At 57.5% G+C, this 15,533-nt stretch carries 14 protein-coding genes and 1 pseudogene; 12 read left to right on the top strand and 3 right to left on the bottom strand.

The genetic code is table 11. The annotated features are described in order from the left end of the window. Positions 1 to 429 (top strand): transposase (locus E4Q23_RS20700; protein ID WP_211203873.1); only part of this gene is annotated, 429 nt, incomplete at its 5' end. Positions 430 to 625: 196 nt separating this feature from the next. Here the strand turns inward: E4Q23_RS20700 and E4Q23_RS20695 are convergent. Both E4Q23_RS20695 and E4Q23_RS20690 read right to left on the bottom strand, forming a co-directional pair. Then, positions 626 to 1,051, bottom strand: coding sequence for a hypothetical protein (locus E4Q23_RS20695; RefSeq protein WP_169068381.1), 426 nt, complete (start codon positions 1,049 to 1,051; stop codon positions 626 to 628). A 950-nt stretch (positions 1,052 to 2,001) separates the two neighbouring features. Then, entirely contained in the window at positions 2,002 to 2,889 is an 888-nt protein-coding gene (locus E4Q23_RS20690) for a replication protein RepA (RefSeq protein WP_169068380.1), read from the bottom strand. A 499-nt stretch (positions 2,890 to 3,388) separates the two neighbouring features. Between E4Q23_RS20690 and E4Q23_RS20685 the strand changes: the two genes are divergently transcribed. The 11 genes and pseudogenes from E4Q23_RS20685 to E4Q23_RS20635 all read left to right on the top strand — a co-directional run. Beyond that, positions 3,389 to 3,694, top strand: coding sequence for an integration host factor subunit beta (locus E4Q23_RS20685; RefSeq protein ID WP_169068379.1), 306 nt, complete (start codon positions 3,389 to 3,391; stop codon positions 3,692 to 3,694). Next, entirely contained in the window at positions 3,669 to 5,069 is a 1,401-nt protein-coding gene (locus E4Q23_RS20680; protein WP_169068378.1) for an SEC-C metal-binding domain-containing protein, read from the top strand. Before E4Q23_RS20685 ends, E4Q23_RS20680 begins: the two co-directional genes overlap by 26 nt. 873 nt (positions 5,070 to 5,942) lie before the next feature. Next, complete coding sequence (locus tag E4Q23_RS20675) at positions 5,943 to 6,188, top strand: hypothetical protein (RefSeq protein ID WP_169068377.1); 246 nt, start codon at positions 5,943 to 5,945, stop codon at positions 6,186 to 6,188. 501 nt (positions 6,189 to 6,689) lie between these two features. Then, positions 6,690 to 8,732 carry a hypothetical protein gene (locus E4Q23_RS20670; protein WP_169068376.1) on the top strand — a complete coding sequence of 681 codons (2,043 nt, stop codon included), beginning with the start codon at positions 6,690 to 6,692 and terminating at the stop codon, positions 8,730 to 8,732. Next, complete coding sequence (locus tag E4Q23_RS20665; protein ID WP_169068375.1) at positions 8,701 to 10,071, top strand: hypothetical protein; 1,371 nt, start codon at positions 8,701 to 8,703, stop codon at positions 10,069 to 10,071. The genes E4Q23_RS20670 and E4Q23_RS20665 overlap by 32 nt, the downstream gene beginning before the upstream one ends. After that, on the top strand, positions 10,037 to 10,534 hold the full coding sequence (locus tag E4Q23_RS20660; RefSeq protein ID WP_169068374.1) for a hypothetical protein: 498 nt from the start codon (positions 10,037 to 10,039) through the stop codon (positions 10,532 to 10,534). Before E4Q23_RS20665 ends, E4Q23_RS20660 begins: the two co-directional genes overlap by 35 nt. Before the next feature lie 809 nt (positions 10,535 to 11,343). Then, a complete protein-coding gene (locus E4Q23_RS20655) occupies positions 11,344 to 11,709 on the top strand; it encodes a hypothetical protein (protein ID WP_169068373.1) in 366 nt (121 codons plus the stop codon). 203 nt (positions 11,710 to 11,912) lie between these two features. Further along, the gene (locus E4Q23_RS20650; RefSeq protein WP_248595624.1) at positions 11,913 to 13,190 is read left to right on the top strand and encodes a 2Fe-2S iron-sulfur cluster-binding protein; all 1,278 of its coding nucleotides are present in this window, start codon (positions 11,913 to 11,915) and stop codon (positions 13,188 to 13,190) included. Between the two features lie 3 nt (positions 13,191 to 13,193). Next, positions 13,194 to 13,769: a hypothetical protein gene (locus E4Q23_RS20645; protein WP_211203871.1), complete on the top strand. Its 576-nt coding sequence runs from the start codon at positions 13,194 to 13,196 to the stop codon at positions 13,767 to 13,769. Next, entirely contained in the window at positions 13,766 to 14,527 is a 762-nt protein-coding gene (locus E4Q23_RS20640) for a class III cytochrome C family protein (RefSeq protein ID WP_169068372.1), read from the top strand. The genes E4Q23_RS20645 and E4Q23_RS20640 overlap by 4 nt, the downstream gene beginning before the upstream one ends. Before the next feature lie 77 nt (positions 14,528 to 14,604). Further along, positions 14,605 to 14,874 (top strand): annotated as a pseudogene (locus tag E4Q23_RS20635) (cation diffusion facilitator family transporter); the annotation flags it as partial. 93 nt (positions 14,875 to 14,967) lie between these two features. On the opposite strand, the gene E4Q23_RS20630 reads toward E4Q23_RS20635, so the two are convergent. Then, on the bottom strand, positions 14,968 to 15,533 hold a 566-nt coding region (locus E4Q23_RS20630; RefSeq protein ID WP_169068371.1), incomplete at its 5' end, for a transposase.

The following is a 15,533-nucleotide window of genomic DNA, read 5'->3' as shown; positions in this document are numbered from 1 at the left end:
GTCAGCGAACGCTGTGGCCAGGTCCCGGAGAACTGGCTGGTTGATGGGGGCTATCCGGGCCATGGACAGGTCGACGCAGTCGCGGACAACACGACCGTTTATGCCCCGGTGCCCAAGGCCAGGAACTCGGAAGTCGACATCCACCAACCGAAACCCAAAGACAGCCCGGCGGTCGCCCAATGGCGTCAGCGGATGGGCAGTGATGAAGCCAAGATCATTTACAAGCGTCGCGCATCGACGGCCGAATGCGTGAATGCCCTGGCACGCAACCGGGGTCTGAATCGACTACGGGTTCGCGGGCTGAAGAAAGTAAAGGCGGTCGCCCTACTCTTCGCCTTGGCACATAACCTGATGCGTACTGTCACGCTCGCACCCCACTTGGTTGGGATAGGGACAGGAACGTCCGTTGTTCCACAAATCGCCGGGTAACCGAGGAAAACACGTGAAAAATGGATCGATCAAGGGCTAACCGCAGTCAGCACTATCGATAAGGCATATTCCGGCCTATGGTGGCCCTACCAGGGAAACGACGCCTCTACGGGCCCAAAGACAAAAAATTCACAACCTCTGAGGTCGACGACCGGCGTTTTCATCGGAGGCAAGCGGCGCTCGATGCTAACCGGCGTCAGCGCCCAGCCGCCGCACCCGCATCGTTCGCCTGGAAAAGCAGGTGCATGACGGCAATGCCGGCCCAGATCGCTACCGGCCATTCGGCCGCTGGAATCCAGATCGTGAGCACCAGCAGCCCCTCGATTCCAATCGATAGCAGGGCGAGAGCGCCGGCAAACCGACGATTGAAAATCCTGCCGTGTCTGGACACGGCGAGAATGAATCCCAGCCAGACCACGGCGCTGAGGACGGCTACGTCCAGCGACCGGCCCCTGACCAGCTGTTCCGTCAGGCCGCCGAGAAGTGTCGCGCCCATGGCCAGCCCGACGAAAGCTGCCGAGTCCGGCATGGATTTCCAGTCGCCGCGAAGACTCAAGAGGCGCCAGCAATGCGACGCCAGTGATGTGATCAGTCCGGATTGTTCAGGTTGTTCGTTGCGCATGTTCTCCTCCTCCGTAATGAGCGCCCCGCCACGTTTCCGATCCACCGCGAGCGGCGCCGATCGGGACGCTATCCAGAACGATTCTACGGATGGCTGAAAAAAATGCAAGTCCCCGAAAAGCGTCCTTTCGGGCCGCTTTTCGGAAAAAGTTATCCACAGAAAAGGCCCCTCAGAAAAGTTATCCACGTGACAACGCTCTCAAACGCCATCCGCCGCAAACCCAGGCGACAAGGGGCTTCCAGAGGAGGAGCAAAGTTATCCACGTGATAACGCTCTCACGAGTACGTGACAACGCTCTCAGCACTACGTGACAACGCTCTCACCAACTCGGCTGCAAGCCTTGCGTGGCATGGCTTTGAGGGCCCCCTCAAGTAGTTACAAGTAATATTCAAGTATCTTTACAAGTAAAGGGGGTGCCCCGCCTGTGGATAACCTGCTGACGCCGCGCCAATCGGGCGGGCAGAAGTCCCTGCGTGCCGACGCCGTGCAGCGAAGTCAAGGATCGGAGAACAAAAACCCGCCAGCCAAGGGAAAAGCGACCAATCCCACAGCATGGCCCGGAGAGGGTGGTGGTAGTCGGCGAAAACCCGGTTGCCAGGACGGCCGTGCAGAAGATTGGCGAAGGCAGGGCTCTTGACGCCTACGCAGCGGACGCCCGAACTGTAGGGTTCGTGACCGTGAAAAACTGGCTGGGTAGGGAGTACGGCCGGAAAGCGCCGAGATCCGAGTCGAGACCGGCTGCAACGTCAGACAGGCAAGAGGGAGGATTCACGCGCTATTGCTCGGCAGGTCGTGAAGCCGCCCGTTGCCGCCTGCCGTACGCGGCGTCAGGCAATCACGCCATTACAGAACGGTGGTGAAGCCGTAGCGGGCAAGATGTCGAGAAAGCAAATCAGGCGGCAACCCGAGGGAAAACACCATCCGCCGAGACGAGCTCTAAGCAACCAGGACTACAGCGAAGACAGTCGCGCCCCACCTGTATGGCAAATACGTAGCCGACTGGCCGCCACAAGGAGTCCTGTCGCCGGCGCGGAAACATTGGCCTCAGGGTAGAACAGCAAGGCATCCTTGAGTCTCAGGAGGAATTGTTTCTTGAAGTCCAGCAGGCCGCGAGGCGTGTCGCCGTAGTCAGAACCGAACTGAAGCTTCAATGACTGCCAGGGGATGAGGACGCTCGGACGCTGGGTGACACGCAGGACAAAGATGCGGTAGACCAGCCAGGAATAGATGTCCATTGCCATCGGCGACTTGGAAAGCGCGTACAGCACGCGCATGTCGATGGGTACCGGCGACTCGGTTAGGTTGCGAAAGAAATCGTCCGATAGCTTGAGGCGGCTTTCCCACAGCTGCCGATCGTCCGGCCGGTGGGGATCCCAGAAGCCGAATTCCTGATCAGCAATGAGCATGTTCTTGAGGCCGAAGCGTCCGTGTCTCTGATAGGCGATGGACAGCGTCGACGAGAAGAGCCTCACGGCCTGCGCACGAAGCCGCTGGCAATCGCGGCCATCGGTCCGCATTCCCAGCTTGCGCAGAAACTCGTTCTGACTTTTTCCGAGGCCAAGCATCGGAGATTTGGTCTTCACGGCCTCCGTGCAGATCCACGTCAGCAGAAGCCGCGGAACGGTGCCGTAGGGGAGACCGAATCTCGGATTGGCGATGATCGATAGTGACACGGGCCCGCTCGTTCGTTCGAAGCTGGACACCCCGGGGTCACTATGTGGCAAGGTGGTCTGAACCAAGGCCTGCCCCAGGAACGCGAACGAACCCACATCGACCTCGGCAGCGGTAATGTCGGAAGCCAGGGCAGTCAGCTTGCCTGCGCGAGAGAGGCCGCTCATCGATTCCCTCTTGGCCAATCGAGCGTGTCGAAGGCTTGCGGCGATCGAATACCGGGAGTGGCGAGAAGAAGGCTGGCGGGCATGGCTGAATTTGTAGCACCCAGTCTTTTGCGTGCGCGGGGGAAAAGCGCCCAAAAGGGTCACGTTTCGGACGCCGGTGCGGACGACTTGAGATACTGCGGGTTGTCGTCAGGAACGGTGATCGTTGGGCGATGACTCCGAAGCCAGCCAGAAGGCCAACAAGGTCTGCCCGCACTACGCGGGAATGGGGCGTCGATGAAGATCGGCAACGCGGCGTGTTCGGCCGACGGGTTCGAAGCGGCGCAGGTCGCAAAGGTACGTAAAGTGCTGCAAGCCCTTGACCCCACGAGCGATGCTCAACAGGCCGTTCTGACCCCGCCGTTGATCGACCCCGTTACGCCGCCGAACAGCTCAGAATCGTTGAATTGCTCGTGGAACCTGTCGCCGTCTGGGCGCTGGTCGTCGTTAAAATGTCGGCATGACCCGTTCCGAACTCATCGCCTGGATCGCCCCACATTTCCCACAACTGACCACCAAAGACGCCGAGCTTGCTGTCAAAGCGATTCTTGAGCGGATGAGCGAGGCTCTGGCGCAAGGCAACCGTATTGGAATACGCGGTTTTGGCAGTTTTGTACTGAACTACAGGCCACCGCGGAACGGGCGCAATCCGAAGACCGGCTTGGTTGTTCAGGTTCCCGCCAGGTGGGTGCCCTACTTCAGGCCGGGCAGTGACTACGACATCGATTGGAGTGCAGCAAGTGACCTACAAGATCGGGCGAAATGACCCCTGTCCATGCGGCAGCGGCAAGAAATACAAGCAGTGCTGCGCTAGTGGTCGCACGGATTTCGTTGAACCCGAACCGAAAGGCCACGCCGGGGCAGTGGAGCGCGCCATTGACTGGCTCGTAAACAAACATCGCAAGGCGGTCGGTGCGGCCATTGGAGGGATGCTCTACGATAACTTGACCGAAGCGGAACAAGACGCACTTCTTGCTCAGGACCGGCCGACGCAGAGCAGCATTCAACTCAACGCTACGGAATGGCTGTGTGCTGAAGGCCAGATTCTCGTTCACGGCGAGCAAAAGAGAGTATCGGAATACCTGCTGGGTCACGGCGGGCCGCTATTCACGGTGGATCAGCGCAACTGGATCAAGCAACTGGCGGAGCGCCCTTTGCGCTTGTACGACATTACCGACGTCAAACCGAATCAGCAGCTGACGCTGTGCGATTCGCTCGACTTTGACGCGCCGCCAATCGTCGTGCGCGAAAAGTCCGGTAGCCAAGCCTCCATGCTCGGAATACAAATGGGCGCTCGGATCATGGACGTTGCTGATCATCACGAGCTATCTGGTGCTGCCTACGCGTTCACGCCTCGTACCGGACCGCTCGTTGTTGAGCACATGCGCGCGGCCATTGATCGGTTCGACGGGCCAGCGGAAGACCTGCCGGATATGCTGAGCTTCATCATTCGACGGCGCTGGCTCGCTCAATTCTTCGCTCCGATGCCGATGCCAGCGCTCAGGGACGCGCATTCGGGCGAGCCCATTTTGCTGATTACCGACCACTATCGCGTCACGGACTGGGATGACTTGACGCAGTCATTCTCTGCGCAAAGCGACCTCGAAGGCGACCGCGAGTCCGGTTGGAATCGCCTGATCGACTGCGATGACGGACAGACACGCGCGCTCGCGACCGTCAATGTCGAGGCGCGTGGCGACAAGATCACGGTGTTCTACACGACGCAGCGTTACGCGGCCGAAGGTCGCTCCTGGTTCCAGTCACTTGCAGGCGATGCCGTTCAATTTCTTTCCCGTGAGTTGTCCGACCCCGCGGGACTGATGCGCAACGGGCCCGCCGGTCAAGAAACGAAGCCCGCCGCCGATGACCTCGATTTGTCACCGGAAGCGATGGCCGAGCTGATGGAAACGGCTCTCCATGAGATGTACGCTCAGTGGGCCGACGAGCCGATTGAGGCGCTGGCTGGCAAAACTCCTCGGCAGGCCATCGATACGCCCGCCGGGTTGGAGCGTGTGAAAGGTTTGCTGAGAATGTATGAGGCAAAAGAACAGCAGGGCGCGGCCCAGCAGGGCCGGCGGGCCATTTCGTTCCAGTTTCTCTGGCAGTCACTCGGAATTCCGCGCCCCACTGGCAGCGAGTGAGGGCGATTCCCGACACTCGATTGATCCATTCACATCGACGGCTGGAATGAAATAGGCACATGGCAAGCCGAACAGGAGCAGGTCCTGCGAGACCATCGGTTCCGGCCTGGGTTATGCGCTTAACACCGGGGAAGAAGAAGAACGAAGAACAAGTCACGGCTTTGGCGAACGTCCTTCCCAAGTGGAATCCACTCGGTGCCGCCGCACAAGAGCTATCGAACCTTGATAGCTACCGGGTCGAGACGGCAGACATCCTCTTCGGGCTCAAAATACGCGGCCGTTCCGCACGAGCGGAGCAGTTTTCATTGCGGACGTTCTCAACCAGGCGTTTGATCTGCGCCCTGACGCGAAAGGCTGTACCCCGAATGCGAAGGAAATCGTGGCGATTCTTCAACAGAGAGCTTCCTGATCATCGCGCGGTGAACGACTTGATGTGTCGGTAGCCGATGGCGGACATGCCGAACACCCGCCCAATCCTGGCCGCCCTCAAGACCTGCCAGTCATCACCAGCCGTTCTTTCAGCTTCGACCAGCGCCGTTCCACCGGTTTACCTTTGACCCCCATGCCCAGCGCTCTCTTCTGCCCAACCAGCACCGCTTGGCGTCACGAGGGAGCGCGTCAGGCAGCAAGAAGGGCGCGCACACCGGAAGTGTCGGGCTTCGATAAATCGGGATGCGGTTGAAGCATGCCTCCTGGAAATCCTTGCCTTGACGCGCAGGCGTAGCCTCAGCCGCAACCCGAGCGCGCCCGAGCAAAGGCTCTGAGCCTGGTAGCCCACGAAACTCGATCGGCGGAGCGATGACAGAGACGAGTGCGATGGTTGATGATGGGCACACCGTAGCCGAGGGCGTTGCTCCTCGCTAGAATGATGGAATGTCCAAACAGCCACCGCCCTCAACCCCGGAAATCCACCGCCTCAGGGCCGCCGCAGCGCTCATCCCCATTATCGAATCTGGTCTGGCCGACTCACGGCTTTCCGTCGAACGGGCGGCGCTCATGGCTTCTTTCTGCGAATGGACGGTAGAAAAGCCCTTCGACGATCCGAGCGTGGCCAAGTTAGCGGAAACCGTCGATGTTGGCTTGAAACGCATCAAGATGGCGTTGTCGTCAACCGCGTGAGAGCTCTCGGCCATCGGTTGCGCCACCGTGTGGATTTCGGGCGGAGAGAATAGCAGTAGCACCCCGCAACGCTGATCGACACGGGCCGGGTCACGGTCAGTCAGGAGCACCCGGCCGCGACTTTGCTTAAAAACCTTGACTTGGAGCAATCAGCCGTAAGCGGTCACTCGGCTGCGCATCTCACTTTTTTTCTGTCTGACCGGCCGCTACGTGGCGCGAAGCAGCCGGTGGGCGCAGGATGGCGTCGGTCGGCAGCCGGCCAATTGCTGTCGTTCGATGATTCCGGAAAGCAGCCATCTGAACGGCTGCTGTACTTCGCAAGCTGCCAGACGGCAAATGCACTCAATTCGGCCGGACCGGCCGTTGCTGCGAAACGCAGAGGACTATTTCATGGAACAAACGGCTTAAAGGCCTGCTTCCAGTATGATCTGCCAATGGCGACAACCGTGGTCTGTCGCCGCTTACGCGCTCCTTGTGCGATGTCTCTAACGGTCGACTGAAATGCACCCATTCCTCGAAATTACTTCATCGGCCATTCAACAGCTTGATGACGAGCAAGCACGAGAGTTAGTTGCTCGACTATGCAAAGCGGAACTTCGACGTCATTCTGTTGGGACCTCCCCTGTCACTTGGGGTGGCGATCAGCGGGCAAAAGATGGTGGCGTTGATGTTCGGGTGGATATTTCATCAGCAATAACAGTATCAAATTACGTCCCAAGGAATGCAACCGCCTATCAAGTTAAAGCCGAAAGTTTCCCACCAAGAAAAATTCCCGGCGAAATGGCCCCAAAAGCGGCATTGCGACCAGCAATCAAGGAGTTGCTCACGTGCTCCGGCGCATACATCATAGTCTCCACGAAAGACAACTGTTCGGACATCTTCTTGAAGAAACGAAGAAAAGCCATGTCCGATTGCTTAACGACGCATGGATTAGCTGGCAGCATTCATCTAGATTTTTACGACAGCCGAAGAATTGCCGATTGGGCTGGCAATTATCCCGGCGTACTGGTTTGGTTACGAAGCATTCTCGGAAAGCCCATCGAAGGATGGAAACCTTATGGCCCATGGGCCTATCACGAAACATCTCTTGACGACGAGTACCTGCTTGACGACAAAATAGAGGTATTCGTTCCCAGCACTGACGAGGCCATTTCTGTAACGCTCGCAATCAAACGACTGCGCGGAGAGCTAGCAATAAACGGAGCGTCGGCACGAATAGTAGGGCTCTCTGGAGTCGGAAAGACGCGACTCGTTCAAGCGCTGTTTGATAACCGCATCGACGGATCAGCAGCGGCTCTTAACCAAGAGAACGTCCTCTATACCGATCTCTCGGACAACCCAACTCCTCAACCAACCGCAATGCTTGAAGCGCTGCTACAAGAAGATGCGGACTGCGTCGTGGTTATTGACAACTGCGGTCAGGATATCCACCGAAAGCTCACCGAAATAGTACAGCGACCGGAAAGCAAAATTCGTCTTGTAACGATTGAATACGACATCAGAGACGACTTACCTGACGGCACGGCATGCTACCGACTGGAAAAAGCGTCTGGGGAAGTCATCACAAGACTACTCAAGCGTCGTTACCAAGCTCTAACGGACATTGACATCCACAAGATTGTTGAGTTTTCCGATGGAAACGCACGAGTTGCATTTGCCTTGGCATCAACCTCTGAATCCAAAGGTGAATTGGCGCAGCTTCGGGATGATGAGCTCTTCACGCGCCTGTTTGTCCAGAATCACATTGAGAACGACGAGCTTCAACGATGTGCCGAGGCTGCCAGCCTACTATACTCATTCGATGTCGAGGACGTAAGCGAAACGTCCGAATTGGCTGTTCTTTCAGCCGTTGCTGAGGTGACGATTCCAACGTTTTATAGAAACGTTTCTGAACTTCAAGAACGTGGGTTAGTTCAAGAAAGAGGGAAGTGGAAAGCGATTCTGCCCCATGCAATAGCGAACCGACTTGCCCTCAATGCCGTTGAATCCAGCCATCCGAGTCTACTGGTTAAAAGATTTGTCGCCGATGCCTCAGAACGAGTTGTGCGTTCTTTCTCAAGGCGATTGGGCTATTTGCACGAATCGACGCATGCCCAGCAGATTGTGGGAGCATGGTTAGAACCGGATGGCCTTCTGGGCAAAGTCTCTAGCCTAAGCACACTCAAGAGGGAAATCCTTGAAAACGTTGCGTCTGTAAATCAACGTGCGGCGCTGAATGCATTACGTCGTGCGGTCGAAACAAATAATTTTATTTCATTAGACAACCCAAATCGAGCATATTCAGCTCGTCTGCTCAGATCCCTAGCCTACGAGCCTGGCTTGTTTGACGATGCAGCATCGGCTCTGTTGCAATTTGCACTGAAGGAACCCGACGATTACGACTCCTACTCGACACGTGATATTCTACAATCACTTTTTTTACTCTCGTCTATCCGGAACACTGGCCTCTCCGGAACAGCGTTCAGCATTCGTCAGGGCGCTAGCTTTTTCTGGAGATGCTCAACAGTCAAAGGTGGCATTGCATCTTCTTCGCTCAGGGCTTGAATCTCAGCATTTCTCATCTCACTACGGCTTTGACTTTGGGGCGTTGAAGCGCTGTTATGGATGGTATCCACGAACGCTCAAGGAGATTCAGGATTGGCACGCCCCGTTCGTTCAAATCGCTGTTGATCTTGGCAAGACAGCCACGGCGTTCGGAGCCCAGGCTCGGGCGATATTGGGAGAGGCCTTCAGGGGTTTATGGGGTAACGCGCAAATGAGCGGAGAATTGACGGACGCCGCACGAGAATTGGCACCCGTCAATGGGTGGCCGGATGGATGGCTCGGCATTCGCAACACACTACATTTCGATCGGGGGCATATCGACCCAGCATCGCTCGATAAGCTGGAGAGCCTGGAAAAACAACTTTCACCCAGGGACCTTCGCGCAAAACTTCAAGCGAAAGTCTTGTCGAGCGGATCATTCGGCGTTGATCTAGATGACGACTTTGAACCAGACTCGTCGACGGATTGGCATGTCAAAGCCCATGCAGAGGTCACGGCACTGGGGAAAGCTGCCGCGCAGGATGCGGATGATATGCTCGCTGACCTTGCGCCGTTCGTATCAATTAAAAATACCACCAACAAGGTCAGGTGCTTTGGTATTGGCGTAGGCCAGGCATCACGTTCTGTGCAACAAATAATTGAGCGGCTTAGGCCCTTGGTTGAGCACCCTCCTACCGACGGATTTGACCTGCAGTTCATCCACGGGTTAATCAATGGCTGGAATCAGATCAAGCCTGACGAAGTTTCTGCGTTTCTCGACGAAGCTGTAGAAGATGAGATTTGGGGAGCGTTATTCCCGAGTCTGCAGCTCGCAATTGAGCTTGACCAAGCGGGCTACTTGAGACTCATTAAGTCCTTAGAAGTTGGTCGAGCGTCTTGCCGCGCTTATACAAATTTGGGTTGCGGACGAAGAACAGACCCTCTCACGGTAAGACAAGTCTCTACATTACTATCGCAACTCGCGACAAAGCCAGACGGAGGCTTGCCTGCCGCAATTGATGTTCTTTGTATGGTAAGGCACTGTACGGACACGAAGGACGAGCACTACAAGACGGAGTTGCAAGCCTATTGCTTGAAGTTTGTCGGCGACCTTGATTGGAGTTTGATTGACTTTGCGAACGATAATTTGCTTCATCACCTTGTTGAGATAATAAAATTTGCTTTAGATAGCAAAGGGCCACAAGAAGCTGCGGTTAAAACAATTAGCCGTTTGATCCAACAGGAGCATTCTGGGCAACGGAGAATCCCGCGCCGCCTTGGCAAAGTTCTTTTGCCGTTTTTTTTTGAAGTGCCCGGTCGAGACTTTGGATGTTGTTTATACCAAGAGCAAGCACACTGACCTTTTGTTCATGCTCACTATCCGGCTCGATAGGCATGGCGACACGGCGATTGGCGCTGTGCCAGATAAATTATTGGTTGAGTGGTGCAAGGTCTCGCCTGGCGACAGATGCGTATTTGCAGCACAGACCTGCAAGCTATTTGAAAGATCAAACCCGCGGGAAAGTGGTGATGAAGCAGTTATAGGCGTGTCAAACATCGCTATAAACCTTCTAGCTCTAGCCCCTGAGAAAAGGAAGGTTCTCGAAACGCTAGTAAGTCGTTTTCAACCGAACTCTTGGTCTGGCTCCCTCGCGGCAATCATGCGTCATCGTTTGCAATATTTGAAGCAACTTAATCCAACGGGTGATGAAGAACTCATGCCATTGATAGAGGAGATGAATGAGCGTCTTTCAAAAATCATCGAAAGCCAAGAACAGAGTGAACAAACCATGGAGAGATCAGAGACTTCAAGTTTTGAGTAGGCGCGCTTTTGGCGATCGAGGACATATCTCGTGATGCCCGTAGGAAGAGCTGCAGCGTCGTTTGTCTGCTTTGGCCAAAAAATTACCAGCGAGCACTCGGCTGGAACGGCAGCTCTACTTTTTTACCTGCCATTCAGCAGGCGGCTACCTGTCGGTCCGCATTGGGTCGATTGCCGTCACCAAACCACGAAAGCTCAGTGGCCGCTCCCAAACCACAAGCGGCCAGCCAGACCAGTTACTGCTGAGGCCGAGCGCCAAAGGCCGCATCTGACTGAGAGCAGTCGTTCAGATTCTTCAGGCCACTGGCAGCGATCGACCCCAACCCGTCTGATGACGTCTGCAAGTCCTATGTCGGCTTACTGATCACAAAGCTGACGGCCGCAGGAGTCTGTTGTCGAGCGGGAATTCGGCCAAAGGAGCTATTCGCGTTTCAGCGAATCCGATCACCAAGGTGCCGGCTGCTATGTTCGCTGAGAACAAACGGAAACGATCGCGCGGAGAGCGGTCACGCCGCCCATCCGCCTGGTCTTCAGAAACACCTTGATTCCCTCCCCCTCAAGCCTACGCTCATGCACCGCCTACTCTGGAGAGGCCTCCGTTCAGACCCTGTTCACCTGCGGTTGCTAAAATCACTGTAAGCGACAGGGGTAAGGGTCGGCGAGCTGAATGCCCATTGAGAAGGGTGTTTCGCGTCTGCGGGAAGCGAACCATCTCCGCACTTGTCGTCTTGCAAGATCAGGCACGACCACTGAACAGGGTTGCGGTGGCTATGCTCATCCGCTCCAGACAACCCACCACAGGAGTAAATCATGAAACGGAAAACGTTGGTTCTATCTGCGTTGGTAAGCGCTTTGTCACTGTCTGCCGGGTACGCATTGGCAGCCGATCCGCAAGCGGCCAAGGAACAGGCTCAAGTTCAGAAACAGGAACAAGTCTATGGCAGCCAACTCATGACGCAAGAGGAGCAGATGGCATATCGCGCCAAAATGCGGGCCACGAAGACTACAGAGGAGCGAGAGCAGCTCCGCAAGGAACATCATGAGCAGATGCAGGAGCGCGCCAAGGCGCGTGGTGTGACACTGCCCGCCGAACCGCCGGCCAGAGGCGGCGGCATGGGTCCGGGTGGCGGTGGCATGGGTCCCGGCGGCGGCATGGGGCCTGGTCGTGGTTTCTAACCGGGCAGTAAGTATCACGTAACAACTGCTACACCCACCAGCGATGCCGTGGTCGAGCAAGCTCGTTGTCAAACGCACGCGATCGATCCGGTAGCGGGGCCGGTGACCATGCGCGGCACGATGCTGGCCAACGTGTCCGCTGGTCTCAACCGTCAGTCGCTCGCGATCGGTTGCAGAAGCTCCGGGTTTGTGGAAAACAGACAATGATGACTTCACTCCATTTGCTCCTCTGGATTGCGTCGGGAATCGTGCTGCAGGTGGCGATCTATCTGGGTGTCGGCTTCTGGCGTCACTGGCAGGAGTATCAGGCCTTGCGCGGCCGTGCAGTGGAGTTCAACCTGCCCGTCAAAGGCCCCGTGCCGACGGCGGAGAGCGAACTTGCCACTGCTTCCTGGCCAGGCTTCCGGACGTTCAGGGTCGAGCGCAAGGTGACGGAGGATGTCGCGCAGTCCGTCTGCTCGTTCTACCTCGTGCCGGAAGACGGGCAAGCGTTGCCGCCTTTTCTGCCAGGACAGTTTCTGACCTTTCGCCTTGACCTGCCGACGACGGCGGGCACGGAACAGATCATCCGTTGCTATTCACTGTCGGATGCGCCGCGCCCCGATAGCTACCGCGTCTCGATCAAACGGATATCGCCGCCAGTGGGGAGCCAACTTCCAGCAGGGCGCTCCTCAAACTTCTTCCACGACCAGGTAGGTGTTGGCAGCCTGCTCCAGGTACGTGCGCCCGCTGGACATTTTCATATCGACCGCAGCGATGCACCGGTGGTGCTTATCGGTGGCGGCATTGGCATCACACCGATGCTAAGCATGTTGAACTGGTGCGTGCTCGAACAACCGGGCCGCGAGGTCTGGCTTTTTTATGGTGTGCGCGACGGCAGCGAGTTGGTGATGAGAGCGCATCTTGCGGCCTTGGCAGACGCACATCCGAACTTCCACTTGTTCTTCTGCTTCAGTCAGCCCCTGCCGGAAGAAGTGGTCGGACGCGATTATCATCATTCGGGCCGCATCGATCTGGCGCTGTTGCGCCTGAAACTGGCCCTCAAGCCCTACCACTTCTATATTTGCGGCCCCGCCCAGCTGATGGAAAGCCTGGTGCCTGCGCTCGGCGACTGGGGTGTGCCCGACGCCCACATCCACTTCGAGGCCTTTGGCCCCGCGTCGGTCCTCCGCAAGCAAGCCGAAACCAGCGCTGCCGCGATGCCACCGAACGCAGCGGAGGATGGCGACATCGTCGTCACCTTCGCGAAGTCGGGCAAACAGTTTCCGTGGCAACCCACTGCCGGCAGCTTGCTCGCCTTCGCCGAGGCCAACGGCATTCCGGTCGACTCCGGTTGCCGGGCTGGCGGCTGCGGCACCTGCCAGACGACGATCCGCGCCGGTGAGGTGGCCTACCGTCAACCGCCGGACTACGATCCGGAAACGGGCACCTGCCTGCTCTGTGTCTGTGTGCCCAGGACCAGCGTCACCCTGGAGGTATAGATAATGACCTCGCTCTGGCGGCAGCATGTTCTGCCCTTCTCCCTGCTGGTGGGTATGCTGGCCGCAGCGACCCTGGCAGGCGACTACCTGCTGCATCGACTGAACCTGGTGTGGGTCGGCCGCTACATGGGCATTCCGGGAACGATCCTGATCATCGGCTCGCTGGTCTATTCGCTGCGCAAACGCAAGTTCATCACGACCGGGAACGCGAAATCGCTGCTTACCCTGCATGAGATCGGTACCTGGCTCGGCTCGCTGATGGTGCTGATCCATGCCGGCATCCATTTCAACGCCATCCTGCCCTGGCTGGCGACAGTGGCCATGGGCGTGAACGTGATCAGCGGCATGGTCGGCAAACTGTTGCTGGATCGCTCGCGCCGTCATGTGCAGGGTCAGCGCGACAGCTTTCAACTGCGTGGTCTGTCGCGGCCAGAAGCGGAGCAGGCCGTCTTCTGGGATGCGGTAGCAGTCGATGCGATGACGCTGTGGCGAAAGGTGCATATTCCGATCTTCATCGTGTTCGCCACCTTGGCGCTGGGCCACATCATCAGCATCTTCCTGTTCTGGGGCTGGATATGAGCCGTATCGTCAAGATCATTCTGGCGGCCAATCTGATCGTGCTGGCGATTCTGGCTTTCGTCTATCCCCAGTTGATGGTCGCACCAGGCAAGCTGATTCCCGGCCACCAGCAACTGGACTCCGATTGCTTTGCCTGTCACACGCCCCTCATGGGAGCCAGTTCCGAGCTCTGTATCAGCTGTCACAAACCGGCTGATATCGGTCGCCTGACAACTGTCGGCCTGTCGATCGCCAAGCCGCTCACCACGACCCCCTTCCACCAGAAGCTCGCCACTCAGGACTGCGTCGCTTGCCATAGTGATCACGCAGGAGTGAAGCGTTTCCGGCAGCAAGGGCGTTTCAACCATGCCTTGCTGAAGAAGGACACGCTCCAGCAGTGCCATTCGTGCCACAAGGCACCTGCCGACTCTCTGCACCAACAGATCAGCGGCAACTGTGGCCAGTGCCACAACCAGGAGAAGTGGCTACCGGCAAGCTTCGATCACAACAAGTACTTTGTCCTGGACCGCGACCACAATGCGCGCTGTGTGACCTGTCATCTGGGCAATGACTACAGCCGCTACACCTGCTACGGGTGCCACGAGCACTCGCTGGCCAAAATCCGTCGCGAGCATATCGAGGAAGGCATTCGTGATTTCGACAATTGCGTCGAGTGTCACCGAAGCGCGGACGAACATGACATCCGAGGCCGTGGTGGCGAACGGGACGGCAAGCACGACTGGAAACGCGGTCGCAAGGATCACGATGACGATGACTGATCTGGTCGTTCCTGCAACCTCCCGGCACGAGCGCTTATCGGCCGACTGGCCAACACGATCGTAAAGGGATCCGAGTAATGGAAAGCGCTGTCACATTTCCCACGTCGCTGACACGCTACGCATGGCTGTCCATTGCGGCAGCTATTGCCACCATTTTGCTGAAAGGCGTGGCGTGGTGGCTGACCGGTTCGGTCGGGCTGTTGTCTGATGCCATCGAGTCATTCGTGAACCTCGCAGGGGCGTTGATGGCGCTGTGGATGCTGACCTTGGCGGCGCGTCCAGCGGACGACAATCACACCTACGGCTACAGCAAGGCTGAATATTTCTCTAGCAGCTTGTCGGACTACCCGTCGGCAAAGTCGGCGCGTTTCACCATGTGGGACAAAAAGCCGGATTTCCCTGGTTTTTTGGCGTTTCCAAGGGATTTCCCCTCATTCTCCCTACTGTGGACGCAATACGGCCAAGCGCTTCAAATTCCAGGCGAGGCAAACCAGCGTCCACTCGCCGGTGACCTTCTTCAAGCCGCGCAGGGAGAAGCGGCGAAAGCCCATCACCGACTTGATGATCCCGAAGACCGGCTCGATCGTCTGCTTGCGTAAGGCGTAGCGCGCTCGTCCATCCTTGCTCTTCAGCCGATGGGACATCGCCTGTACTGGCGTGGCATTGTCGGGCAAGGGGGCCGGCTCGCTGTGGCGCTCCCGCCAATCCGGATGATGCTCGTCGCGTCCGACGGCGATCAGGGGCTCGATACCGGCCGCCTCACAGGCCTTGATGTTCTTCTCGCTGCAGTAACCGCTGTCGGCGATCAGGCATTCCACGGCGCCGAGCACCTCGGCCTGCGCCTTGAGGGTGGCCAGCATCGGCTCGACCTGCTGTTTATCGTTGGGCGCCTGCGTGACCCCGGTGGCGACGATCAGCATCGTTGCCGCATCGGCCGCCGCCTGGGCGTTGTAGGCCTGTTCGAAGCCGCCACCGGCGACCGGCATGATGCGGGACTCTTCGTCGG

It is taken from the genome of Candidatus Accumulibacter phosphatis (assembly GCF_012939955.1).
GTDB classification, from domain to species: Bacteria; Pseudomonadota; Gammaproteobacteria; order Burkholderiales; family Rhodocyclaceae; genus Accumulibacter; species Accumulibacter delftensis.
This window is presented reverse-complemented; position numbering and strand designations above follow the sequence as displayed.